At 63.5% G+C, this 23,331-nt stretch carries 22 protein-coding genes and 1 tRNA gene; 13 read left to right on the forward strand and 10 right to left on the reverse strand.

The annotated features are described in order from the left end of the window. Positions 1 to 4 precede the first annotated feature (4 nt). The 7 genes from AB0N65_RS16250 to AB0N65_RS16280 all read left to right on the forward strand — a co-directional run bounded on the left by AB0N65_RS16250 (position 5) and on the right by AB0N65_RS16280 (position 7,238). The gene (locus AB0N65_RS16250; protein ID WP_364163747.1) at positions 5 to 688 is read left to right on the forward strand and encodes a DUF501 domain-containing protein; all 684 of its coding nucleotides are present in this window, start codon (positions 5 to 7) and stop codon (positions 686 to 688) included. Beyond that, the gene (locus AB0N65_RS16255) at positions 685 to 1,641 is read left to right on the forward strand and encodes a Ppx/GppA phosphatase family protein (protein WP_364163750.1); all 957 of its coding nucleotides are present in this window, start codon (positions 685 to 687) and stop codon (positions 1,639 to 1,641) included. The genes AB0N65_RS16250 and AB0N65_RS16255 overlap by 4 nt, the downstream gene beginning before the upstream one ends. After that, positions 1,638 to 3,023 carry a S8 family serine peptidase gene (locus AB0N65_RS16260; protein ID WP_364163753.1) on the forward strand — a complete coding sequence of 462 codons (1,386 nt, stop codon included), beginning with the start codon at positions 1,638 to 1,640 and terminating at the stop codon, positions 3,021 to 3,023. Before AB0N65_RS16255 ends, AB0N65_RS16260 begins: the two co-directional genes overlap by 4 nt. A gap of 38 nt (positions 3,024 to 3,061) precedes the next feature. Further along, complete coding sequence (locus AB0N65_RS16265) at positions 3,062 to 4,522, forward strand: FAD-dependent oxidoreductase (RefSeq protein ID WP_364163756.1); 1,461 nt, start codon at positions 3,062 to 3,064, stop codon at positions 4,520 to 4,522. Positions 4,523 to 4,643: 121 nt separating this feature from the next. Beyond that, on the forward strand, positions 4,644 to 5,564 hold the full coding sequence (locus AB0N65_RS16270) for an N-acetyltransferase (protein WP_364163759.1): 921 nt from the start codon (positions 4,644 to 4,646) through the stop codon (positions 5,562 to 5,564). Between the two features lie 21 nt (positions 5,565 to 5,585). After that, positions 5,586 to 5,659, forward strand: a tRNA-Leu gene (locus AB0N65_RS16275). 223 nt (positions 5,660 to 5,882) lie between these two features. Further along, entirely contained in the window at positions 5,883 to 7,238 is a 1,356-nt protein-coding gene (locus AB0N65_RS16280) for an ABC transporter substrate-binding protein (protein ID WP_364163762.1), read from the forward strand. 21 nt (positions 7,239 to 7,259) lie between these two features. Here AB0N65_RS16280 and AB0N65_RS16285 read toward each other — a convergent pair whose 3' ends face one another. The 5 genes from AB0N65_RS16285 to AB0N65_RS16305 form a co-directional block, all read right to left on the reverse strand. Next, entirely contained in the window at positions 7,260 to 7,661 is a 402-nt protein-coding gene (locus tag AB0N65_RS16285; protein WP_364163765.1) for a hypothetical protein, read from the reverse strand. 78 nt (positions 7,662 to 7,739) lie between these two features. Then, entirely contained in the window at positions 7,740 to 8,510 is a 771-nt protein-coding gene (locus AB0N65_RS16290) for an ABC transporter ATP-binding protein (RefSeq protein WP_364163767.1), read from the reverse strand. After that, entirely contained in the window at positions 8,507 to 9,502 is a 996-nt protein-coding gene (locus AB0N65_RS16295) for an ABC transporter ATP-binding protein (protein WP_364163770.1), read from the reverse strand. Before AB0N65_RS16295 ends, AB0N65_RS16290 begins: the two co-directional genes overlap by 4 nt. Further along, complete coding sequence (locus AB0N65_RS16300) at positions 9,499 to 10,467, reverse strand: branched-chain amino acid ABC transporter permease (protein WP_364163773.1); 969 nt, start codon at positions 10,465 to 10,467, stop codon at positions 9,499 to 9,501. The genes AB0N65_RS16295 and AB0N65_RS16300 overlap by 4 nt, the downstream gene beginning before the upstream one ends. Before the next feature lie 9 nt (positions 10,468 to 10,476). Continuing rightward, on the reverse strand, positions 10,477 to 11,874 hold the full coding sequence (locus AB0N65_RS16305) for a branched-chain amino acid ABC transporter permease (RefSeq protein ID WP_364163775.1): 1,398 nt from the start codon (positions 11,872 to 11,874) through the stop codon (positions 10,477 to 10,479). Between the two features lie 312 nt (positions 11,875 to 12,186). Here AB0N65_RS16305 and AB0N65_RS16310 point away from each other — a divergent pair, with 312 nt between their 5' ends. Then, complete coding sequence (locus AB0N65_RS16310; protein ID WP_364163778.1) at positions 12,187 to 13,110, forward strand: Bax inhibitor-1/YccA family protein; 924 nt, start codon at positions 12,187 to 12,189, stop codon at positions 13,108 to 13,110. A gap of 63 nt (positions 13,111 to 13,173) precedes the next feature. Here the strand turns inward: AB0N65_RS16310 and AB0N65_RS16315 are convergent, their stop codons facing one another. The 3 genes from AB0N65_RS16315 to galT form a co-directional block, all read right to left on the reverse strand. Beyond that, complete coding sequence (locus tag AB0N65_RS16315) at positions 13,174 to 14,412, reverse strand: acetyl-CoA C-acetyltransferase (protein WP_364163781.1); 1,239 nt, start codon at positions 14,410 to 14,412, stop codon at positions 13,174 to 13,176. Positions 14,413 to 14,477: 65 nt separating this feature from the next. Beyond that, positions 14,478 to 15,638 carry a galactokinase gene (galK, locus tag AB0N65_RS16320; RefSeq protein ID WP_364163783.1) on the reverse strand — a complete coding sequence of 387 codons (1,161 nt, stop codon included), beginning with the start codon at positions 15,636 to 15,638 and terminating at the stop codon, positions 14,478 to 14,480. Beyond that, positions 15,635 to 16,792, reverse strand: coding sequence for a galactose-1-phosphate uridylyltransferase (gene galT, locus AB0N65_RS16325; RefSeq protein ID WP_364163786.1), 1,158 nt, complete (start codon positions 16,790 to 16,792; stop codon positions 15,635 to 15,637). Before galT ends, galK begins: the two co-directional genes overlap by 4 nt. A gap of 94 nt (positions 16,793 to 16,886) precedes the next feature. On the opposite strand from galT, the gene AB0N65_RS16330 reads away from it, so the two are divergent. The 4 genes from AB0N65_RS16330 to AB0N65_RS16345 are packed head-to-tail and all read left to right on the forward strand — an operon-like array spanning position 16,887 to position 21,074. Beyond that, positions 16,887 to 17,867, forward strand: a complete 981-nt coding sequence (locus AB0N65_RS16330; RefSeq protein WP_364163789.1) for an aldose 1-epimerase family protein — start codon at positions 16,887 to 16,889, stop codon at positions 17,865 to 17,867. Between the two features lie 55 nt (positions 17,868 to 17,922). After that, positions 17,923 to 19,203 (forward strand): AI-2E family transporter, encoded by a 1,281-nt coding sequence (locus AB0N65_RS16335; protein ID WP_364163792.1) that lies wholly within the window; start codon positions 17,923 to 17,925, stop codon positions 19,201 to 19,203. Between the two features lie 3 nt (positions 19,204 to 19,206). Continuing rightward, positions 19,207 to 20,445 (forward strand): threonine ammonia-lyase, encoded by a 1,239-nt coding sequence (gene ilvA, locus AB0N65_RS16340; RefSeq protein ID WP_364163795.1) that lies wholly within the window; start codon positions 19,207 to 19,209, stop codon positions 20,443 to 20,445. A 14-nt stretch (positions 20,446 to 20,459) separates the two neighbouring features. Further along, positions 20,460 to 21,074 (forward strand): rhomboid family intramembrane serine protease, encoded by a 615-nt coding sequence (locus AB0N65_RS16345; protein ID WP_364163797.1) that lies wholly within the window; start codon positions 20,460 to 20,462, stop codon positions 21,072 to 21,074. Between the two features lie 139 nt (positions 21,075 to 21,213). On the opposite strand, the gene greA is transcribed toward AB0N65_RS16345, so the two are convergent. Next, a complete protein-coding gene (gene greA / locus AB0N65_RS16350; RefSeq protein WP_364163800.1) occupies positions 21,214 to 21,708 on the reverse strand; it encodes a transcription elongation factor GreA in 495 nt (164 codons plus the stop codon). A gap of 151 nt (positions 21,709 to 21,859) precedes the next feature. Continuing rightward, positions 21,860 to 22,318: a DUF4307 domain-containing protein gene (locus AB0N65_RS16355; RefSeq protein ID WP_364163803.1), complete on the reverse strand. Its 459-nt coding sequence runs from the start codon at positions 22,316 to 22,318 to the stop codon at positions 21,860 to 21,862. Positions 22,319 to 22,394: 76 nt separating this feature from the next. Between AB0N65_RS16355 and mca the strand changes: the two genes are divergently transcribed. Further along, entirely contained in the window at positions 22,395 to 23,300 is a 906-nt protein-coding gene (gene mca / locus AB0N65_RS16360) for a mycothiol conjugate amidase Mca (protein WP_364163806.1), read from the forward strand. The last annotated feature ends 31 nt before the right edge of the window (positions 23,301 to 23,331 follow it).

Raw genomic sequence — 23,331 nt, forward strand, 5'->3', positions numbered from 1 at the left:
GCAAGTGGAAGAGAACACGGCCGCCGTGCCGCAGGAATCCCGCCAGCCATCGGCACATGACCTGGACGTCCTCAGCCGCCAACTTGGCAGGCCTGTGCGGGACGTCGTTGAAATTCCCGCGCGCTGCGTGTGCGGCAACCCGTTGGTCGCCGCGACGGCTCCCCGGCTCAGCAACGGAACACCGTTTCCCACAACGTTCTACCTGACGCACCCGGTCATCACATCCGCAGTGTCGCGGCTGGAAGCCGGCGGGCTCATGAACGAGATGAACGACCGCCTTGTTGCGGACGAGGAACTGGCCGGCGCATACCGCGGTGCCCACGAGGCCTACTTGCAGGCCCGCAACGAGATCGCCGAACGCTCAGGAACCGGTGCTGTGCCGGAGATCGCAGGGATCTCAGCAGGTGGCATGCCCACCCGCGTCAAATGCCTGCACGTCCTGGTGGGACACTCCCTGGCAGCCGGACCGGGCGTCAACCCGCTCGGCGATGAGGCTTTGGAAGCAATCGCCGAATGGTGGACCAAGGATCGCTGCTACTGCGACGGTGCGTGGGATACCGCCGGAGAGGCTCCCTCCCGGGACCTGAGCCGGCATGGCCCCCAGGGCTTGCCGGATATCGTGGGACGCCCTGCTCCCGTCCGGAAGTCGAAAGCCGGTTCCAACGGTGAGCCAGGGGAGGGCGCATGAGCCGCGTAGCCGCCATCGATTGCGGTACCAACTCCATCCGTCTGCTGATTGCGGATGCCTCCGCCAACAGCGGCACAGCACCGTTGGCCGACGTCGTGCGTGAAATGCGCGTGGTTCGCCTGGGGCAGGGCGTGGATGCCACCGGCGAGCTTGCCCCCGACGCCCTGGAGCGCACTTTCGCGGCCACCCGGGACTATGCCGAACTTATCCGGCACCATGGCGCAGAACGCGTGCGTTTTGCCGCTACCTCGGCCACCCGGGATGCCCGCAACCGGCAGGTGTTCGTGGATGGCATCCGCGAACTGCTCGGCGTTGAACCGGAAGTCATTTCCGGAGATGAAGAAGCCGCACTCTCGTTCGCCGGCGCCAGCAGCGTCCTCCCCGCGAAAGGGCAGGACGCCATCCTCGTGGTGGACCTTGGCGGCGGCAGCACGGAATTCGTCCTGGGCGACTCCCGCGGCGTCATCGCTGCGCGGTCCGTCGACATCGGCTGCGTGCGGCTCACTGAACGACACCTCCGCAGCGACCCGCCCACGGCGGCGCAGATCGCCGCAGCAGAGGCCGACGTCGATGCCGCCCTGGAGCTGGTGGCGGAAACGGTTCCGTTGGACCGCACCACAGCCGTGGTTGGCGTAGCGGGGTCCGTTACTACCATCACCGCGCATGCGCTGGGCCTGAGCGAATACCAGCCCAACAGGATCCATGGTTCCTACCTGGATCTGGAAACCATCAGCGACGCCGCCACCAGCCTCATGGAAATGAGTCGCGCGGAACGGGCAACCCTGCCCTACATGCACCCGGGTCGTGTGGACGTTATCGGAGCCGGAGCCCTCGTGTGGAGGCGCATCCTTGCGCGCCTGGCGGATGTCAGCAACGGTGCCATCAGCGGCGCGGTCGCGAGCGAGCACGACATCCTTGACGGCATAGCCCTGAGTATCCGGGACTCTGCATGACTTTGCGACACCACCGCGCGCTGTCCGGTGCCCTCGCCACCTTCCTGGCCGGCGGTTCGCTGGCGGGAGCGTTGTTCACCGCGCCGGCAGCCATGGCCGACTCTTGGCGGGACAAGGAGTACTGGCTCAAGGAAGCCGGAATTACCAACGCCTGGCAAGTGTCCAAAGGCGCAGGTGTGAAGGTTGCCGTCATCGACAGCGGCATTGACGGCGAACACCCGGACCTGAAGGGTGTCGTGGTGGGTGGAACGGACGTGTCCGGTGCCGGTGCCCCGAACGGGCAGAAGAGCATTGGTGCCAAGACGGAGCACGGAACGCTGGTAGCCACCATGTTGGCCGGACGCGGGCACACGACGCCCACGGCGTCGCCGTCGGCCAGCGCGGCTCCCGTCGTTCCGACAACCGTTCCTCCCGCCGGAGGGCCGGACGGCATTGTCGGTGTGGCGCCGGAAGCGCAGATCCTCGCTGTCTCGACGTGGCTCGGTTCGCCGAACCCGGGCGGTAAGACAGACCAGGAGCAAATTCCCGACGCCGTCCGTTGGGCCGTGGACAACGGCGCCAAGGTCATTAACATTTCCCTCGGCAGTACGTCGCCTGTCTGGCCCCAGAGTTGGGACGCGGCATTCCTGTACGCGGAGCAGAAGGACGTTGTGATCGTGGCCGCGGCGGGCAACCGGGTGGGGGGCAACGTCCAGGTGGGCGCTCCCGCGACGATTCCCGGCGTCCTCACCGTGGCAGGACTGGACGGCGAGGGACGCGCCAGCGTGGATTCCTCGTCCCAGGGGATCAGCATTGGTGTTGCGGCCCCCGCAGAGAACCTCGTGGGCGGTGTCCCCGGGGGCGGTTATGCGGAGTGGGCCGGAACATCAGGGGCTGCGCCGATTGTTTCCGGCGTGGCTGCGCTGATCCGGGCGAAGTGGCCTGAGCTGAGCGCGAGCGAGGTCATCAACAGGATCGTCAGCACGGCCGAGGATGCTGGAGCTCCGGGGAAAGACCCCCTCTACGGCTATGGCATCCTCAACGCCGAGGCTGCCTTGAAGGAGGACGTCCCGAAGGCCGGCAGCAATCCCTTGGGATCCATCGCGGACTGGATCCGCGTTCACCGGCGGGGAGACTTCAGTACGCCCTCCCAAGCACCCGTTGCCAGCCCCACCAGTGCACCGCCTACCCTTGCCGATCCCACCGTGCCGGTGGCAAAGACTCCCACGCACGTGGATGATGCCCTTCCAGCAGCCGTGGTCCTAGGATTCGGGGGCCTTTTTGCCGTGCTTGTGACAGGGGCGGCCATTCAATTGCGGAGGGTCGCGAAGTCGTCGGCTTCCGCGTCCGACGAGGCGGAAACAGGAGTGCTGGAGGCGGTTGATCCGCCCGCCAAGAAGTAGTTAGTGAAGATTTTCACAAAGTACTGTACTCTGGTCTCATGGCAACCACCCCAGAGCTCATTGACCGTCCCCGGGTTCTCGTCGTCGGCGGCGGCTACGTCGGCCTGTACGTAGCCCTCAAACTGCAGAAGAAGATCGCGAATGCAGGTGGCATCGTCACCGTCGTGGATCCGCTGCCCTACATGACTTACCAGCCGTTCCTTCCGGAAGTGGCTGGTGGCAACATCGAGGCACGCCACGCCGTCGTCTCCCACCGCCAGCACCTCAAGCAGACTGAGCTCATCCAGGGCCGCGTCACCAGCATCGACCACGCCAACCGCACGGCAGTGGTTGCCCCCTCCGATGGCGGCGCGCCGTTCGAGGTTCCGTACTTCGACGTCGTGATCGCCGCGGGTGCCATCACCCGCACGTTCCCCATCAAGGGACTTGCCGACAAGGGCATCGGCCTGAAGACCATCGAAGAAGCCGTTGCGCTCCGCAACAAGGTGCTGGAGCGCATCGAAACCGCTTCCACCATGACCGATCCCGCAGCACGCGCAAAGGCACTCACCTTCGTGGTTGTCGGTGGCGGTTTTGCCGGCATCGAGTGCCTCACGGAGATGGAAGACCTTGCCCGCGCAGCGGTTCGCAACAACCCGCGCATCCGCCAGGAAGAAGTCCGCTTCGTCCTGGTCGAGGCCATGGGACGCATCATGCCCGAGGTCACCGCTTCCCAGGCAGAATGGGTTGTGGAGCACCTCCGCAGCCGCGGCATCGAGGTCCTGCTCAACACCTCCCTCGACAGCGCTGAGGGCAACCTCAAGCTCATCAACCTTCCGGACAAGACCTCTGCCGGTGAAGTTGAAGCCGACACCCTGGTGTGGGCTGCCGGTGTGCAGGCCAACCCGATGATCCGCTCCACGGACTTCCCGCTGGAGCCCCGCGGCCGCGTACGCGTCCTTCCGGACCTGCGCATCGCGGGCGACGAAGGCATTATCGAGAACGCCTGGGCCGCCGGCGACATCGCCGCTGTCCCGGACCTCACGGGCAAGGGCCTGCCGGACGGCACCTGCGTTCCGAACGCCCAGCACGCCCTTCGCCAGGCCAAGAAGCTCGCCAAGAACCTGTGGGCTTCCCGTTGGGACAAGCCGCTGCACGACTACAAGCACAAGAACCTTGGTGCTGTTGCCGGCTTCGGCGAGTGGAAGGGTGTCGCCAACATCAACCTGCTGGGCCGCATCGGCCTCAAGGGCGGGCTCGCATGGCTGGCACACCGTGGCTACCACGGCATGGCCATGCCTACGGTGGAGCGCAAGTTCCGCGTGATCTTCGGCTGGATCCTGTCCTTCTTCGCAGGCCGCGACACCACGCAGCTGATGGACCTCGACAACCCGCGCGGCGCCTTTGTGGCTGCAGCGACGCCGGCCCCCAAGCCTGCCGCTGCCCCGGCGCCGGCACCGGCCGAAACAAAGCCGGCTGCCGAGGAGGCCAAGACTCCGGTCGCGGCCAACGCCAAGTAGCTCAAGTAGTCCAATCGCGACGGCGGCTGCTCCCCACAAGGGGACGGCCGCCGTCGACGTTTGACGCCTTTGGGCTGCCGCCTCATGGGGTGAGGTTGTCACGTCACCCTAGACTGTTGCCATGCCCGGTGAAACCGACTTGAAAACCCTCCTGGAATCCATGCATCCCGTGGCGCGAGAGGGCGACTTTGTGTACGCCCTGTGGCCGCACGGCCGTGCCCTTGAGGGGAACATTGAAGCTGCCGTGCGCGAAGCGGAGGGACTGACCGTGGTGCTGCCCAGGGCCGAGGCGGACAAGCTTGGCCTGAGCTACGATTTCGTCGCCACGTGGATTACGTTGCAGATCCACTCGGCGCTGGAGGCCGTGGGGCTCACGGCTGCCGTGAGTGCCGCGTTGACCCACGCGGGCATCAGCTGCAACGTCCTCGCGGGATTCCATCACGACCATCTGCTGGTGCCCGTCGCTGAGGCAGGTCGCGCCATGGACGTGCTGCGCCTCCTCACCCGGGGTGTTGTCCTGCGTTCCGAGCAGCCGGAGGACCGCCCGGAGATCCTGGAGTTAACCGCCCGGGCGTTTTCCGTGTCTCCCGTGACCGGGCAGCCGGTGGAGGGGACTCCCGTCGAGGTGGGATTGCTCCGCGAACTCTTCGAGTGCGACGAGTACATTCCGGAGTTGAGCATCGTCGCGGAGATCGGTGGCGACATCGTGGGCCACGCGATCAGCACGCGTGGCTGGATCGGCGGGTTCGGTTTGGTGGCCCTGGGCCCGATCGGCGTCGAGCCTACCTTGCAGCGCCGGGGGATTGGCTCGGCCCTCATGCGCGAGACTGCCGCCCGGGCCACGGCGGCCGGGGAGCCCGGGATCGCCCTCCTTGGCAGTCCTCTCTACTACCCTCGGTTCGGCTATGTGCCGGCCACCAGTTTGGGCGTGGAGCCGCCTGAAGCGGCATGGGGCGAGCACTTCCAGCTGCTGCCGCTCCCGGGATGGCCCGACGACGTCCGGGGAACCTTCCGCTATGCCGCGCCATTCCAAGGGCTCTAGCTGGGATACCATGGTGCGGGCGCCCCAGTAGCCCAATTGGCAGAGGCAGCGGACTTAAAATCCGCGTGTTGTGGGTTCGAGTCCCACCTGGGGCACAGCTGGAGGGGGAGTGCAATTCTCCCCCTCCTTTTTCATGCCCCGCCACTCGGAGCGAATTTCCAGCGGGCTCGTAGATTCCCTACAGGCAACGAGTGTTATAGGGATGTGACCTGAATCACTTATGTTCGTGGGTCAATTGCATTAGTTTGAGTCTTAATCAGGAACACCTGAGTAATCGCATCAAAGGCAGTTCGCACCTTTCGATCGAGGAGACAACGAATGTTTGATCTTTCCCAAGCGGCGCCCCGAGCCGCCAAGCTAACAGCGCTTGGCATTGGGGTCGCTCTCCTGGCCACAGCTTGTGGTGGGTCTTCCACGCCAACCACAACTGGGTCTACATCTGCCGCGGCCGCAGGGATCTCCTGCCCGGCACCCAGCGGCGGGGCGGGAGCCGGCAACAGCCAGGCTGCCACCAACACGGGACCTGTACCTCCCTCGACCACCACCACAGACACGCCTCTCAAGATTGGTTCGCTCCTGCCGACAACGGGGTCGCTGGCGTTCCTCGGCCCACCTGAAATCGCCGGTGTGAACCTCGGCATCAAGGAAGTCAACGACGCCGGCGGTGTGCTGGGCGCCCCGGTTTCCGTGGTCCACCGCGACTCCGGCGACACCAAGACCGACATCGCCACGCAGTCCACCACGGCCCTCCTTGGCCAGGGCGTCAGCGCCGTGATCGGTGCAGCATCCTCCGGTGTCTCCAAGACGGTCATCAATCAGATCACCGGCGCCGGTGTCATCCAGTTCTCGCCGGCGAACACCTCGCCTGACTTCACCACCTGGGATGACAAGGGACTGTACTGGCGTACCGCTCCTTCCGACGTCCTCCAGGGCAAGGTGCTCGGCAACTACATGGCCACCTGTGGTGCCCAGACCGTGGGCATGATCGTCCTTAACGACGCTTACGGCACCGGCCTGCAGAAGAACGTCAAGGAAGCCTTCGAGGCAGCCGGCGGCAAGGTGGTTGCAGAGGAACTCTTCAACGAAGGCGACTCCCAGTTCAGCAGCCAAGTGGACAAGGTCATCGCCGCCAAGCCGGATGCCATCGCCCTGATCACCTTCGACCAGGCCAAGAGCATCGTTCCGCTGATCACCGGCAAGGGCATCAAGCCTACGCAGCTGTTCCTGGTTGATGGCAACACTTCGGACTACAGCAAGGACTTCCAGGCCGGCACCTTGAAGGGCGCCCAAGGAACCATCCCCGGTACGTTCGCCAAGGATGCCTTCAAGCAGAAGTTGCTTGCCATCGATCCCGCCCTGAAGGACTACTCCTACGCAGGCGAGTCGTACGACGCCGTGAACCTCATCTCGCTGGCATCTGAAGCTGCCAAAAGCACCAAGGGCCCGGACATCGCGGCCAAGCTCAAGGAAGTATCCGAGGGCGGTGAGAAGTGCTCCGACTTCGCGTCCTGCGTCAAGCTTCTCCGTGAAGGCAAGGACATCGACTACGACGGTCAGTCCGGCCCGGTGACGTTCTCCGACGCCGGTGACCCCACCGAGGCATACATCGGTATCTATGAGTACCAGGATGACAACACCTATAAGCCGGTCCGGGAAGAGTTCGGCAAGCTCTAAGCCGCATCATTCCCCAGGTCGCTAACCAGCAGGCCCCCTTCCACTTCGGTGAAAGGGGGCCTGCTCTGTTGCGGGCGGTTCAGGAAGCGAACGGTTCGAAGCCTTGCAACACCCTTTCCAGCATGAGGACACCCTGCTGCTCGAAGACCTGGTCTCCACCTGGTGCGCCCAGACCACGGTCCCGACGGCCTGGTTCAGGTTTTCGAGGCGCCACACGCCGGCCTCCTCCGGAGTCCTGACGAACCGCCCGAGTCCCAGGTAAAAAGCTGCCCCAAGGTGGTGGTCTGTTAGGAACTGCTGGTGGCTGAGGCGGACCACGTCGTGGATCCACGGCCGCAGGTCCGCGCGGCCAAAGTCGTTCACTTTCACCGTGCCGTCGTCGTGCAACCAGTTCCTGGGTTGGAAATCACCGTGGGTGGTCACCAACTCAACAGGGTAAACCTCGAACGCAGAAAGGAGGGGCTCCGGGATCCCGGAGCCCCTCGTGGCGTGATGCCTTGGCTAGACCTCGTCCGCCAAGGTGCCCAGGTACAGCTGGATGACCTTGGGATCCTTCATGAGTTCACGGCCCGTGCCGGTGTAGGCGTCCTTTCCTTGGTCGAGGACGTAGCCGCGGTCACAGATCTGGAGGCAACGACGGGCGTTCTGCTCCACCATGATCACCGAGACGCCCGCCCGGTTGATCTCGTGGACCCGCAAGAACGTCTCGTCCTGCTTGACGGGGGACAGGCCTGCACTTGGCTCATCGAGCAACAGGACTGCCGGGTCCATCATGAGCGCCCGTCCCATGGCCACCATCTGGCGCTCGCCACCGGAAAGGGAGCCAGCACGCTGGGCTCGCCGCTTCCCAAGCTCCGGGAACAGGCTGGTCACGAAGTCGAACCGCTCGGTGAATGCCTTGGGCCGCTGGAACATGCCCATCTGCATGTTCTCTTCGATGGTGAGGGTCGCGAAGACGTTGTTCGTCTGCGGAACAAAGCCCACGCCTTGCGTCACCAGCTTGTTCGCCTTCAGGCCCGTAAGGTCCTGGCCGCGCACCACCACGGTGCCGGAGTGGACCTTGACCAACCCGAACATGGCCTTCAGCAGCGTGGACTTTCCTGCCCCGTTGGGACCGATGATGCCGATCAGTTCACCCTTGCGGGCTTCAATACTGCAGCCGTTGAGGATGTTCACGCCCGGCAGATAGCCGGCCACCAGGTTGGTGACCTTGACGACGGCGTCGCCAACGGGGGCTGCAGCCGGGGCAGCCATGGGGCTTGCTCCGCTCATTTTTCACCCTCCTGCTTGGTTTCAGTGATGTCAGTAGAGAGCATTCCGGCGTCTTCCGTGCCAACTACCGATTCCTCATCAGCTTCGAGTTCGGCCTCAAGCTCCTTGATGCCTTGAGCGTCGCCGAGGTCGACGTCGTGGTGGGCGCCGAGGTAAGCATCAATAACTGCGGGGTTCTTCATGACTTCGCCGGGAGGACCTTCGGCCACCACTTTGCCTTCTGCCATGACCACCACCCAGTCGGCGATGTGGCGGACCATGTTCATGTCGTGCTCAACGAACAAGACCGTCATGCCCTCGGCCTTGAGGTTCTTGATGTGGTCCAGCAAAGACTGGGTCAGGGCCGGGTTGACGCCGGCCATGGGCTCATCCAGCATCACGAGCTTTGGCCGCACCATGAGGGAACGGGCCATTTCGAGGAGCTTACGCTGGCCGCCCGACAGGGACGCGGCGTAGTCGTCCTTTTTGGCGTCCAGCTTGAACTTCTCCAGCAGGACGTCAGCCTGTGCTGTGATTTCCTTTTCCCGGCTGCCCCAGATGCCCTTGAACAGGGCTTTGGACAGGCGCTCGCCGGGCTGGTTGGCTGCGCCGAGCCGCATGTTCTCCATGACAGTCAGCTTGCCCATGACCTTGGTCAGCTGGAATGTGCGGACCATGCCCATGCGTGCCACTTTGTAGGAGGAAACGCCTGCAAGGCTGTTGCCCTCGAACTGCCACTTGCCGCTGTTGGGGGTGTCGAAGCCCGTCAGCAGGTTGAATAGCGTGGTCTTACCCGCGCCGTTGGGTCCAATGAGTGCCGTGATTTTGTGTCGTGGAATCTCGAGGTACTCCACATCCACGGCATTGATGCCGCCAAAGGACCGGGTGACGTTTTCCGCCACCACGATTGGATCGCGTTTCTTGCAACCCGGGGTGTTTTCCCCCACGGCGATAGGACGGTTGTCCGTCATGTAATCGACGGTTTCGGGGTTTTGACTGTTGGTCTCGCTCATGTGAAAGCAAGCTCCTTCTTGTTGCCGAAGACGCCTTGCGGGCGGAAGATCATCAGGAGCATCAGCGCCACGCCCACCAGGATGTAGCGCAGCTGGCCCGCCTGTACGGTGGTCAGCCAGGTAATGACTTCTGATTCGATGAGGCCGTAGAGCACGCTCTGGGTCAGGGAAAGCACCACCCAGAACATCATGGCGCCGACGACCGGACCCAGGACCGTGGCCATGCCACCCAGCAGGAGGCAGGTCCAGAGGAAGAACGTGAGTTCTGTTCCGTAGTTGGACGGTTGGACGGCGCCGCGGGGCAGTGTGAAGATCATGCCCGCCAAGGCGCCGAGCACGCCGCCGATCACCAAGGCCTGCATCTTGTACGAGTAAACGTTCTTACCGAGGGACCGTACAGCGTTTTCGTCTTCACGGATGCCCTTCAGGACGCGGCCCCAAGGACTGCGCATGAGCAGCCATACCAGCACACAGCAGATCAGGACCAATCCCCACCCCACCACTCGGATGAAGAAATCCCTGTTGTTCAAGCCAAGGTAGGACCCCTCGGGGAAGGGGTTCATGGCGTAGAAACCGCCTTCGAATGCGGCCAGGCCGTTTGCCGAGCCCGTGACGCTGGTGAGCTGGTTGGTGGTCACCACGTAGCGGACGATCTCGGCTGCCGCGATGGTGACGATGGCCAGGTAATCAGCCCGCAGCCTCAGGGTGGGAATACCAAGGATGAACGCGAAGATCACCGAACACAGCACCGCGATGAGCAGTCCGATGAAGAAAGGTGCCTTGAAGGTCAGCGTGGAGATGGCGAAGCCATAGGCTCCCACCGCCATGAAGCCCGCCTGGCCGAAGTTCAGCAGGCCCGAGTAGCCAAAATGGACGGCGAGACCCAAAGCGGCAAGTGCGTAGGCCGCCGTCGTCGGACTGACAAGTTCGCCCAGGGCGCTGGAGAGAATAAATCCGAAATCCACGGCCCGCTCCTAACCCACACGCTCACGCCGGCCGAGGATACCCTGGGGCCGGAACAGAAGGACAACGATCATGATGAACAAGGCACCGACGTATTTGAGGTCGGCGGGGAGCCCGAACACAGTGGTCAGTTCCACGAAGATGCCCACAACGATCGACCCGATGAGTGCACCGAACACTGTTCCCAAGCCACCCAAGGTGACGCCCGCGAAGATGAGCAGCAGGATCTGGGAGCCCATATCGAACGTGACACCGGGCCGATAGTACGCCCAGAGGATTCCGCCGAGGGAGGCGAGCACGCCGCCGACGATCCACACAATACGGATCACCGAGTCGACGTCGATGCCGGAGGCTGCGGCCAGGGCGGGGTTGTCGGCTACGGCCCGGGTTGCCTTGCCCAAACGGGTCTTGAGGAGGACGAAACCGATCAAGCCGATAACCACGGCGCTGACGATGAGGGACCACAGGTTGTTGGGCGAGATGGATACCGGACCGATCTGGATTTCGGCGCTCTGGGCTCCGGGCAGCTGTTGCGTGGCGCCACCGAAGAAGAACTGGATGACGTAGCGGATGGCCAGTGCCAGGCCGATACTGACGATCATCATGGGAACCAGGCCGGAACCGCGCCGCCGCAGCGGGCGCCAGAGGCCTGCGTCCTGGACGTACCCGAAGAGCCCGCCGCCCACCAGTGCCAACAGGATGGCCAGCCAGAACGGGAACCCGAAGCCGTTGAACAGGAAGACGAGTACGGCGCCGAGGGTTACCATCTCGCCGTGTGCGAAGTTGGTTAGTCCGGTGGTACCGAAGATGAGGGAGAGGCCCACGGAAGCCAAGGCCAGCAACAAGCCGAAGCTGAGGCCGGCCACCAGGCGGTTAAGAAGGTTTTGACCGAAGTCCTGTTGCTGGACCACGATGCCTTCACCGAAAGCGAAGATGACGGACAGGTTGGAGGTCTGGCTGAACGTCACCTCACGGGGGTTGTCCTGCCCCTCTGCAAGCGTGATTCCCTCCGGCAAGGTAGAGGTGTCCAGCTCGATGGTGTAGGTGCCCTGGACCGGGACCCCGATGTTCCAGGCACCGTTGGAACCCGAGGTTGCCTCGCCCTCGAATCCATTGCCGGTTGCCTTGATTTTCACCCCAGGTATGGGGGCTCGTGCGTCGTCACGCAGGAAGCCGCTGATGTTGTTCTGGAAAGATGTAGGTGATGGCGAAGGCGAGGGGGTAGTTGCCTCCGCCGCCGGTGCGGCGATCAGCAGAGTGGCGATGAGGGCTGCGAAAAACGCCCCCACGACTTTCTGCAGTCCTCTGGACCGTCTCATGGACGGGTCGCGCAGTGTGCTTCTCAAAATGGAAACCTCCACAGTGGGGGTGGTCCCGGCTGCGCCATTGCTGCCGGTGCGAACGGTCATGGGTTTTCCGTGGACAGTTCTTGCCTTCCTGCCGCGTTTGTGACCTAGGTCACCCATGTGTGGCCTATGTTACCGCTCAGTGGGAACAAAAAATCCCCAGTACAGGGACGCTTAGGTAGCGATCAGATAACAACTGTGAAGCCACAGGCAACTTGGGATTCGGCCGTCGGGACAGGCCCATGACGGCGGCAACGCAGCTTTCGTGTCACGGTTCAGTTGCTTCTGGGTGAACAAGGGAACTTTCCCTGCCACGTGGGCGTAGTAATTGATACCGTGAATTATCACTAGCCCTTTTTCAGGAGGACACCCGCAATGGCACTTGGCGGAAACCCGATCTTCAACGGAAAGAATTTCCGTGGAGCTACACAGGCACCGCCTGTACCGCAGAATCCGTATGCCAACCCGTACGGCCAGCAGTTCAACCAGGCCCCTGGCCGTGAGCCCGGCCAGGTCATGGATGGCCAGGCTGCCTGGGCAGCACAGCAGCAGAACATGACGCACGAGCAGCTGCAGCAGATGTACAACCAGCCTGCAGCCGGCCCCGCAGACACCGGACGCATGACCTACGACGACGTCATCATGAAGACCGTCATGTGCCTGGTTGTCCTGGTCCTCGGGGCAGCCGTCACGTTGTTCGTCGCACCCGCGCTGGCCACCATGCTCATGATCGTTGGCGCGCTGGGCGGCTTTGTCCTTGCCCTCGTGAACACCTTCAAGAAGCAGCCGTCGCCGGCATTGATCCTCGCCTACGCAGGCCTCGAGGGACTCTTCCTGGGCGGCCTCACCCGCGTGCTCGACGGCATGTTCCCCGGTGTCGGCCTCCAGGCTGTCATCGGTACCCTCGCTGTCTTTGGCGTCACGCTGCTGCTGTTCAAGAGCGGCAAGGTCCGTGCTACGCCCAAGCTGATCCGCTTCTTCATGATCGCCACCATCGGCTACGCCGTGTTCGCCGTGATCAACCTCGTCATGATGTGGACCGGTGCTGTGCAGGAGCCCTTCGGCTTGCGCACCAGCTTTGAGATCGCCGGCATCCCGCTGGGTGTCTTCATCGGCATCCTGGCCATCGGCCTGGCAGCGTTCTCTCTCATCATGGACTTCACCAGCATCGAGGAAGGCGTTCGCGCCGGAGCCCCCGAACGCTACTCCTGGACGGCGGCCTTCGGCCTGACGGTCACGCTGGTCTGGCTGTACGTCGAGATCATCCGTCTGCTCGCAATCCTGCGCGGCGACGACTAACCGCCGCTAAGTCCTCAAGAAGAATGCCCCGAAAGCACTTTCGGGGCATTCTTCTTTAAACATTCAGCGAAGTCGCTCCAGGACAACAGCCATGCCCTGCCCGCCTCCAACGCAGAGTGTCGCCAAGCCAAGGGTTCCGTCTCGTTCCTGTAGGCCGTTCAACAGCGTGGTGGTCATGCGGGCCCCGGTCATTCCGAAGGGGTGGCCGAGGGCGATGGCGCCGCCATGGACGTTCAGCTTCTCCGGATCGATGCCCAGCTCCCGTGCGCTCGCCACCACCTGGACGGCGAAGGCCTCGTTCAGTTCCACAAGGTCGATGTCCTCAATAGTCAGTCCGGCGAGTGCCAGGGCGCGGCGCGTTGACTCCACAGGCCCCATGCCCATGAGTTCCGGCGACAGCGCGCTTACCCCGGTTGATACGACACGTGCCAGCGGCTGCAAGGCTAATTCACGGGCACGGGAGTCGCTCATGACCACTAGGGCGGCTGCACCGTCATTGAGCGGGCACGCGTTGCCTGCAGTGACCGTTCCTTCCGTTCGGAACACCGGCTGCAGCGCCGAAACGGCCTCAATCGTGACGCCCGCCCTGGGCGAGTCGTCGCAGTCAACCACGGATCCATCCCTGCGGGTGTAGGGCGTGATCTCGCGCGCATAGAAGCCGGCGGCAATGGCGGCCTCGGCGCGGTTTTGGCTCAGTACGCCCCACTCGTCCTGCTCGGCCCTGCTGATGCCGTAGCTTGTTGCTACGTTTTCTGCGGTTTGGCCCATGGCGATGTACACGTCCGGGAGCCTGCCCCCGAGGCGTGGATCAGTCCACGGAATGTTCGAGGCCGCCCGCGCAGCAGTCCGCTGGGCGGCGGACTCAAAGAGCGGGTTGTGGTTGGCGGAGTCCGTTTCTCCGGCGCCGGCCCAGTTTTGGTACCTTGAGACGCTCTCCACCCCGGCCGAGACGATGGCATGCGCTTCACCGGACCGGATGGCGTGGAAGCCCATGCGCAACGTCTGCAGGCTGGAAGCACAGAACCGGTTGATGGTGGCGGCAGGAACACGGTCCAGACCGGCCAGGACAGCAACCACCCGGGCCATGTTGGAGCCGGCCTCACCACTCGGTTCGGCGCAGCCCAACAGGATATCGTCCAGGCCCCGTCCGTCCTCCGCAGCGGGATCGAAACCCGGAACTTTTTCCAAGGCGGCTTGCACCATTGCGGTGGCAAGATCGTCGGGGCGTTCGTCCTTGAGGGAGCCTTTGAAGGCCCGGCCAATTGGACTTCTGGCAGTTGAAACGATGACAGCCTCAGTCATGGCCCCAGCTTACGCCCGGCGTCCGTGGAGGTGCCGGGCGTAAGCTGTGTATCTGCTGACGGCTCTCAGGCCAGCCGCAGCGCTCCCGCCGCCGGGGTCACGGTGAAGATGTCCGGGGCCGTGAAACCCGCTTCAGCAAAAGCCCGTACGACGGCGTCACGCACCTGCTGCTCTTGGCCCACCGGAGTCAGGGCAATGGCAGAACCGCCGAAACCGCCGCCGGTCATGCGGGCACCGATGGCGCCGTTGGCGCGTGATGTGTCCACGGCAAGGTCCAGTTCGGGGCAAGAGATCTCGAAATCATCGCGCATGGAGACATGGCTGGCATCCAGCAGCGGACCGATGCTGGCGGGACCCTGGCTGCGCAGGATCTCCACGGTCTGAAGGACGCGGTCGTTTTCCGTCACCACGTGGCGAACCCTGCGCAGCGTCGTCTCGTCCAGCAAGCCTGAAGCTTCCTCCAAAAGTTCCATGCCGACGTCGCGCAGTGCTTTGACGCCGAGGATCCCGGCACCCAACTCGCAGGACGCGCGACGGGAGGCATAACCGCCGTCGGCGTGTGAGTGCGACACTTTGGTGTCAATGACCAGCAGGACGAGACCTGACGCCTCGGCGTCGAAAGGGACGAGGTCCACGTGCTGGTCACGGCAATCCAGGAATACAGCCTGGCCTTTGGCGCCGCGGAGTGACGCGGACTGGTCCATGATGCCGGTGGGTGCGCCGACAAATACGTTCTCCGCGCGCTGTGTGGCGAGGACGAGTTCCTCAGCAGCGAGCCCGGCCTGGGTGAGGTCGTTGAGTGCGCTGATGACTGCACATTCAATGGCGTGCGAGGACGACAGGCCCGCGCCAAGGGGGACATCCGAGTCCAGGAGCAGATCGAAGCCGGGGACGGTAACGCCGCGTTCCTTCAACGCCCACGCGACGCCCAGCGGATAACGCGCCCAACCCTCGCCTGAGCCCGGCTCCAAGCCGGAAAGGTCAGCCTCCACCATTCCGTGTCCGCCGAAGGTGGACAGCATCCGGGCGGTGGAATCGGCCCGGAGCCGGATCACCACTTTGGCCGTCCGGTCAATAGCAAACGGCAGCACGAAGCCTTCGTTGTAATCGGTGTGTTCGCCGATGAGGTTAACTCGCCCCGGGGCCTGCCAGACGCCGTCGGGAGTCTTTCCGAACGTCTCCTCGAAGCGCGCGGTGAGGAGGCTGGCGTCGGTGGTGGTGGTCATGCTGGGGAACCTTCCATGGCCCGGGTGTCGGTTTCGGGGCTGGCGGGTGCGACGCTGCGCAGGCGCTCGGCCACGGCCTCAGGGGTGGTGTCGTTGATGAACGCCCCCATGGCAGCTTCCGAGCCCGCCAGGTACTTGAGCTTATCGGCGGCGCGCCGCGGGGACGTCAGCTGCAGATGCAGTTGGCCTGCCGGGCGCAGTGCGGGATCCAGCGGCGCCTGGTGCCACGCCGAAATGTACGGCATAGGAGTGGGATAGAGGGCATCGAGCCGCTTCAGCAGGTCAAGGTATACGTGCGAGAGTTCATCGCGTTCTTCTCCGGTCAGCGCAGCGAGATCCGGCACGCTGCGGTGCGGGACAAGGTGGACTTCCAAGGGCCAACGCGCAGCGAACGGCACGTAAGCGCTGAAGTGCTCAGCCTCGAGGACCATGCGGCTGCCGTCCTCACGCTCCGCCTTGAGGAGTGATGCCGCGAGCGTCTCCTTGGCGTCGACGTCGTCGTAGTACTTGCGTGCCACGGCGCCGAGAGCCGCAGCCCGAGGGGTGACGTAGGGATAGGCGTAGATCTGGCCGTGGGGGTGGTGCAGGGTGACGCCGATATCGGCACCCCGGTTCTCAAAAGGAAAGACCTGTTGAATGCCGGGCAAGGCGCTGAGGGCCTCCGTGCGCTGTGCCCAGGCCTCGATTACCGTGCGGGCGCGGGTTTCTCCCAACTCTGCAAAGGAACCGGTGTGCTGTGGGGTGAAAGCCACCACTTCGCATCGGCCGAAGGCCGGGCCCTTGATGCCGTGCCCGGCGCGACCGGAAGTGGGCGGAGCAGGAATGTCGCCCAGCGCCGGACCAAGGGACGGGAAACGGTTCTCAAAGACGACGACGTCGTAGTCGGGCGCCGGAATCTCCGAGGGGTTGTCCGCCGTGGTGGGGCAGATGGGGCACTGGTGTGCCGGGGGAAGGTGCGTACGGCTCTGGCGATGCGCCGCAACGGCTACCCACTCGCCGGACAAGGCGTCATACCGGACCTCGCCCGGTTCGCCGCGGACGGGGAGCTCGCGATGGTCCACCAGCGATGCGGGCGTGCGCTCGGGAGTTCCGGGGTCGTCGAAGTAGATCAGCTCGCGGTTGTCCGCGAGGCGGGTGGGGGTGATGCGACTCATGAATCCATCATCCCACAAGCAACCAAAAACGCATAGTTTCAAACAAAAGGTAACATTTGGCCGTCACCATCGGGCGGTCTTCGTGGGGGTACGGATGAAGTACGGTATTTCCATGCCTGCCTCTGCTCCCATGCCTGAGCCCAGCCCCGATTCCGCGCCCAGGCGCTTCGCCACCGGACGCCAGTTCGAACTCCGGCGCGGCGATGCCCTCGCTGTTGTTACGGAACTCGCGGCGGGTCTTCGCCTGTACTCCCGCCACGGCGTCCAGCTCACCGAAAGCTATGGCGACAGCGACATCCCGCCCGGAGCCACGGGCATCACGCTGGCACCATGGGCAAACCGCGTGGAGGACGGGATCTGGTACCTCAAGGGCAAAAAGCAGCAGCTCGACATCACGGAAGTTTCCCGCAACAACGCCAGCCACGGTCTTCTGCGGAACGCCGGTTACTCGCTCGTGGACGAGTCGGAGTTCTCGGTGACCCTGGAGGCCACAGTGTTCCCGCAGCACGGCTACCCGTTCCTTGTCCGGCACAGCGTCCGCTACGAACTCGATGCCAACCTCGACCTGCGGGTCTCCCAGTCTTTGGTCAACGAATCCCGGGACGATGCGCCGTTTGTCCTTGGCGCGCACCCCTACCTGCGGATTGGGGACGTTGCTCCGGAGGACCTGGTCCTGACCGTCAAGGCAGGCACGCGCCTTGTGGCGGATGATCGGCTGATTCCCCGCAGTACCGCGGCCGTGGACGCTGACTTCGATTTCTCCGGGGGGCGTTCGGTTGGCGCCTTGGACGTGGACGTCGCCCTGACGGACTTGGAGTTCGACGGCGGCGTTGCCCGCCACGTGCTGGCAGCACCGGATGGCAGCACCGTGAGCCTGGAACAAGACGAGAGCTGCCCTTATGTCCATGTGTTCGTGACGGACAAGTTCCCAGGGCGCTCCAAGGCCGTGGCCATCGAGCCAATGTCCGGTCCGGCCAACGCGTTCAACAGCGGTGATGGACTCCGCTGGCTCGCACCCGGCGAAAGCTACACCATGACGTGGGGGATCACAGGGTCGGTCCAGAGGGCAAACTGAGGGTACCGTCGCCGTTCGGTTTCCCATACGGCGCGGCCTACGGAATTATGGGTTCATGACGCCAACACCTGACGCCAAAACCCGCTCCGACCGCCAAATTGCCGAGGATATCCCTTACGGGGTCCGCATCGCAGCCGCGTGGTCATGGCGTGCAGGACTGATCCTGTTGATGATTGGCGCCTTGGTGTGGCTCTTGGGCAAAGTCAGTTTCCTCATCATCCCGGTGATGGTGGCTGCACTCCTCGCCGGATTGCTGTACCCGGTAGTGGCGTGGCTGCGGAACCGGAACGTGCCCAACGGACTTGCCGTGGCCATCACCGTGCTGGGCTTCATCGGTGTGATCTCCGGGGCGCTGGCGTTGGTGGGGAGGCAGTTGGTCTCCGGCTTCGGCGAACTCTGGCACGAGGCGCTGGCAGGCATCCAGCAGATCCAGGCGTGGCTCGCCGACGGTCCACTGCACCTGACCGCCGACCAGATTGACCAGTACATCTCCGACGGTGCCGCAGCACTGCAAGACAACAGCAGCAGCATCCTCAGCGGGGCCCTGTCCTTTGGCAGTACGGCCGGGCATTTTGCGGCGGGCCTGGTGCTTGCCCTGTTCATTCTGATTTTCTTCCTCCTCGAAGGCAGCCGGATTTGGGCCTTCCTGGTGCGCCTCCTGCCCAAGGCGGCACGCAGGGCTGCCGATGGAGCCGGCCGGCGCGGCTGGACGTCCATGGTCAACTACGTCCGGATTCAAATGTTCGTAGCTTTCGTGGACGCGGTGGGCATCGGCGTTGGTGCCGCCATCATCCAGGTTCCGCTTGCTCTCCCGTTGGCGGTCCTGGTCTTCATCGGTTCCTTCATTCCCGTGGTAGGTGCACTGGTCACCGGTGCCATTGCCGTCCTGCTGGCCCTCGTTGCCAACGGGCCGATCAATGCGCTGATCATGTTGGCAATCGTTTTGTTGGTACAGCAGCTCGAAAGCCATATCCTGCAGCCGCTGGTCATGGGCAAGGCAGTGGCCCTCCATCCCGTTGCCGTCATCCTTACCGTGGCCGCCGGATCTTACCTTGCCGGCATTCCCGGAGCGCTCTTCGCCGTGCCGTTGCTCGCCGTAGTAAACACGGCGGTTCGCTATATTGCCGGCCGGACGTGGGAACATGATGGAGGATTAGGCGCGGCGGAAGCCCCTACTGCTGCCGGTTCCCCAGGAGCTGACGGCGACTCGAACTTCAAGGACGTCAGCCTCCCTGGCGCTGAATCCCGCGGTGCCAGCAGCGCCGCACGTAAGACCAAGGCCGCAGGAACCGGCTCTGTGGAGCGCCCTGCAGCCGACACCAACAAAGGAGAATAGTCAGTGAATACCCTCGAAACCCTGCCCGTCACGCTGGACGATGTCCTCAAGGCGCAGGAGCTGCTCGAGGGCATTATTACCAAGACTCCGGTGGAGTCGTCCCGTGCGCTTGGCAGCCTCGTGGGCGGCAATGTCTTCTTCAAATGCGAGAACCTGCAGCGGGCGGGGTCCTTCAAGGTCCGTGGCGCATACGTGCGGATGGCCCGGTTATCCGAGGACGAAAAGAAGCGCGGCGTCGTAGCTGCATCGGCAGGCAACCACGCGCAGGGTGTTGCCGTTGCGGCCAAGAGCCTCGGCATCAACGCCCGTATCTACATGCCGCTCGGTGTGGCCCTTCCCAAACTGGCCGCCACCCGCAGCCACGGCGCAGAGGTTGTGCTCCACGGCCATAACGTCGACGAGGCCCTGGCCGAAGCCCAGCGCTACGCGAATGAAACAGGCGCCGTCTTTGTGCACCCCTTCGACAACGTTGATGTCGTAGCCGGGCAGGGGACCATCGGGCTTGAGATCCTGGACCAGGTGCCCCATGTGGACACCATTCTCATGGGCGTCGGTGGTGGCGGGCTTTTGGCCGGCGTTGCCGTCGCCATCAAAGCGCGTGCCAAGGAACTGGGACGTGAAATCCGGGTCATCGGCGTCCAGGCCGAAAATGCGGCCGCCTACCCGCCGTCACTGGCAGCGGATGCCTTGGTTCCGCTCAAGAAGGTTTCCACCATGGCTGACGGCATTGCCGTTGGACGTCCTGGTCAGCTTCCCTTCAGCATCATCAGGGAGCTTGTGGATGACGTCGTCACCGTGAGCGAAGACTCCCTGGCCCGGGCCCTGATCTTCCTCCTTGAACGGGCCAAGATGGTCGTGGAGCCCGCGGGTGCCGTGGGAGTAGCGGCTCTAATGGACGGCAAGATCGAAAACCCTGGGAACACCGCCGTCGTGCTTTCCGGCGGCAACATCGATCCCATGCTGATGCTGAAAGTCATCCAGCGCGGTCTGTCGGCCGCAGGCCGGTTCATGACTGTTCGGATGATGCTGGACGACCGCCCAGGTTCGCTGGCGACGATCGCCCGCATCATCGCCGAAAACGACGCCAACGTTACCGGCCTGGATCACACCCGCCTGGGTGGCTCCATCAGCATGGGCGACGTCTCGATCACCATTAACCTTGAAACCAAGGGCCACGAACACGGCGAGCAGGTCCTGGGCGCGCTCAGGGCTGAAGGCTTCCAGCCAATCGTGGTGCACTGACGGGAGGTCGCGGCGTGGTCGTCGAAATGCCTGAAGGTTCCAAGGCTGAAGCCAGGGAGACCCTGGCCGGGCGTGCCAAGGGCGGCCTGCTGTTCATGGGCGGGTTCGTGATTCTGCTGTACGTCATCGAGTTCCTGAACACGCTCACGATGCATGGACTCAACCGCACGTTCGGTTTGAGGCCCCGCAACATCGATGGGGTCCTGGACATCCTGACGTTTCCGCTGCTGCACGCCAACCTTAATCACCTGCTCTCCAACACCTTGCCGCTCATCATTTTCGGCTTTCTGGTGTTCCTTGCCGGTGCGAGGGTTTTCCTTACGGCGTTGGCCTTCAGCTGGCTGGGGTCCGGCCTGACGGTGTGGCTCATCGGCGGTGGAGGGATCACGGTGGGCGCGTCAGGGTTGGTCTTCGGGCTCTTCGCCTTCCTCCTGGTGCGGGGATTCTTCAACAGGAGTTGGTGGCAGATCCTCTTGTCCGTAGTGCTCTTCATGGCCTACGGCAGCATCCTCTTCGGTGTGCTGCCGACGGTCATGGGCTTCGTCTCCTGGCAGGCGCACCTTGGCGGGGCAATCGGCGGCATCATCGCGGCCGTCCTGCTGCGCCCGAAGTCCAAGATCGCCTCCTGACCCAACTGGGTCGCACTTGTGCGCGTTTTCAGCGCTCAAAACGCGCACAAATGCGACCCAGTTGGGATAGTCGGGTACGCAAAACGCCGGTCCTTCCGCGAACGGAGGGACCGGCGTCGTGGTTTTCGGGACCGGTGCGTTAGCCGACGTAGGGCTTGGCGGAGACGATCTCAACTGAGATGTCCTTGCCGTTGGGGGCGGTGTAGCTCAGCTTGTCGCCCTCCTTGTGACCGATGATGGCAGCTCCCAGCGGGGACTTCTCGCTGAAGACGTCGATATCGGAGTCCCCGGCGATCTCGCGGGAACCGAGCAGGAACTTCTCTTCGTCGCCGGCAATGCGGGCAACAACCAGCATGCCGGGCTCCACGATGCCGTCATCGGCAGGGGCTTCGCCAACCTGGGCGTCGCGCAGGAGTACGGTGAGCTGGCGGATGCGGGCCTCAATCTTGCCCTGTTCTTCCTTGGCTGCGTGGTATCCGCCGTTTTCCTTGAGGTCGCCTTCCTGGCGGGCGGCTTCGATCTTCTGGACGATTTCCGCCCGGCCAGCGCCGGAAAGGTGGTCCAGCTCAGCCTTCAAGCGATCGAAAGCTTCCTGGGTAAGCCAAGCTGCAGTGGCGCTGTTGGTGGTAGACACGGATTTCTCCTTTTGATCTGACAAAGCAAAGACCCCGCCGAGGTGGCCACTCATGGAACTCAGTAACCAACTTAACGGGGTGAAGGTTTCATCCATTGTAGTAAATCCTTTGGATGAACCCAAACTGGTTGAGTTGTGGGTCACACGATTGTTATTTACCGCTGTCCACAATCCAGCAACTGTCCACGACTCCCGAGACCGCTGGAGACTCGGTTCTGAGGACGGTCCGTTGGGCAATTGTGCTGCCGCCGTCGGCGCCGTCCTTGGGCTCGTTGGGTCCGATCTCCACGACCTTCCAACCAACTACGGCGAACTTGGAGTCCAAGGCTTTGATGGCACATTTTGCGGTTGCGGCAGGGTACTTGGTGACCTGGTAATCCACCTCGGCCTGCGTTCCGTCAATGGTGCTGTAACCGATGTCCTTGAAGGTAATGGGAGCCTGCGCGGAACCTGTGGCTACGTAGGCCGCGAAGGCGATGCCGAGAACCAAGGCTACGATGACGATGATCCGTTTGGATTTACGGGTCATGCCGCGCTTTTGGCCGCCGTAGCGATTGGCTAGGCTGTTACTTGCCGGTAGTGCGGTGGCCGATAGGTCCTCTGAAGTCACCCATCCAGTTTAGTGCGGATCCCGGCATCTCCCGCACAGCTTCATCCAGCACCGTCCATGAAAGAGGAGCCGTCACGTGACAGCGTCCAACAGTTCCGAGCAGCAGTTGCGGTTGCTCGCCGTCCACGCCCACCCGGACGACGAGTCCAGCAAGGGCGCAGCGACCATGGCGATGTATGCCGCAAACGGAGTAGATGTCATGGTTGCTACCTGCACGGACGGGTCACGTGGCGACATCCAGAACCCGGCGATGGAGGACGCGCCGCACCCGAAACGCGATATGGCAGGGGCGCGCCGCCTTGAAATGGCGAACGCAGCCGCCGTGCTCGGCATTCGCCAACGCTGGCTCGGCTTCGTGGACTCCGGCCTTCCCGAAGGCGATCCCCTCCCGCCGCTGCCTCCGGGGTGCTTTGCCTTGCAGCCGCTGGAAAGGGCGGCGGCTCCGCTGGTCCGGTTGGTCCGCGACTTCAAGCCACACGTCATCCTTAGCTATGACGAGAACGGCGGTTATCCGCATCCGGACCACATCATGGCCCACAAGGTAGCTGTTGAGGCTTTTGACGCCGCCGGTGACCCCGACCGGTATCCCGGGACGGGGGAACCGTGGACCCCGAGCAAGCTCTATTACGACCGCGCCTTCAGCCCTGAACGATTCCGTGCGCTGCACTTTGCCTTGGAGGAAGCCGGGCTGCAGTCGCCCTATGCTGAACGGCTGGCAGCTTGGCTGGAGGCAGATGCCGAAGGCCACACTCCGCCTGTACCCGGCCACCAGACCACCACTCAGGTGGATTGCGGCGACTACTTCGAGGTGCGGGACGACGCCCTCCGGGCCCATCGCACGCAGATCGATCCTGTGGGCTTCTTCTTCGCTGTCTCGCCGGAACTGCAGCGGACGGCGTGGCCGTGGGAGGACTACACGCTGGTCAAGTCGAGGGTCACTTCCGACGTACCGGAAAAGGACCTCTTCGCGGGGATAAGATAGGTACCAGGTAGTTTCTATCGCTCGTAGAAGT

It is taken from the genome of Paenarthrobacter sp. NPDC089322, assembly GCF_040684895.1.
Lineage (GTDB): Bacteria > Actinomycetota > Actinomycetes > Actinomycetales > Micrococcaceae > Arthrobacter.

Coding starts and splice junctions, on each gene's coding strand:
- AB0N65_RS16270 (WP_364163759.1), top strand. CDS start 4,644: ATGCCCGGTGAAACCGACTTGAAAACCCTCCTGGAATCCATGCATCCC.
- AB0N65_RS16305 (WP_364163775.1), bottom strand. CDS start 11,874: ATGACCGTTCGCACCGGCAGCAATGGCGCAGCCGGGACCACCCCCACT.
- AB0N65_RS16260 (WP_364163753.1), top strand. CDS start 1,638: ATGACTTTGCGACACCACCGCGCGCTGTCCGGTGCCCTCGCCACCTTC.
- galT (WP_364163786.1), bottom strand. CDS start 16,792: ATGAGTCGCATCACCCCCACCCGCCTCGCGGACAACCGCGAGCTGATC.
- galK (WP_364163783.1), bottom strand. CDS start 15,638: ATGACCACCACCACCGACGCCAGCCTCCTCACCGCGCGCTTCGAGGAG.
- AB0N65_RS16265 (WP_364163756.1), top strand. CDS start 3,062: ATGGCAACCACCCCAGAGCTCATTGACCGTCCCCGGGTTCTCGTCGTC.
- AB0N65_RS16335 (WP_364163792.1), top strand. CDS start 17,923: ATGACGCCAACACCTGACGCCAAAACCCGCTCCGACCGCCAAATTGCC.
- AB0N65_RS16290 (WP_364163767.1), bottom strand. CDS start 8,510: ATGAGCGGAGCAAGCCCCATGGCTGCCCCGGCTGCAGCCCCCGTTGGC.
- AB0N65_RS16295 (WP_364163770.1), bottom strand. CDS start 9,502: ATGAGCGAGACCAACAGTCAAAACCCCGAAACCGTCGATTACATGACG.
- AB0N65_RS16315 (WP_364163781.1), bottom strand. CDS start 14,412: ATGACTGAGGCTGTCATCGTTTCAACTGCCAGAAGTCCAATTGGCCGG.
- AB0N65_RS16310 (WP_364163778.1), top strand. CDS start 12,187: ATGGCACTTGGCGGAAACCCGATCTTCAACGGAAAGAATTTCCGTGGA.
- AB0N65_RS16255 (WP_364163750.1), top strand. CDS start 685: ATGAGCCGCGTAGCCGCCATCGATTGCGGTACCAACTCCATCCGTCTG.
- AB0N65_RS16330 (WP_364163789.1), top strand. CDS start 16,887: ATGAAGTACGGTATTTCCATGCCTGCCTCTGCTCCCATGCCTGAGCCC.
- AB0N65_RS16280 (WP_364163762.1), top strand. CDS start 5,883: ATGTTTGATCTTTCCCAAGCGGCGCCCCGAGCCGCCAAGCTAACAGCG.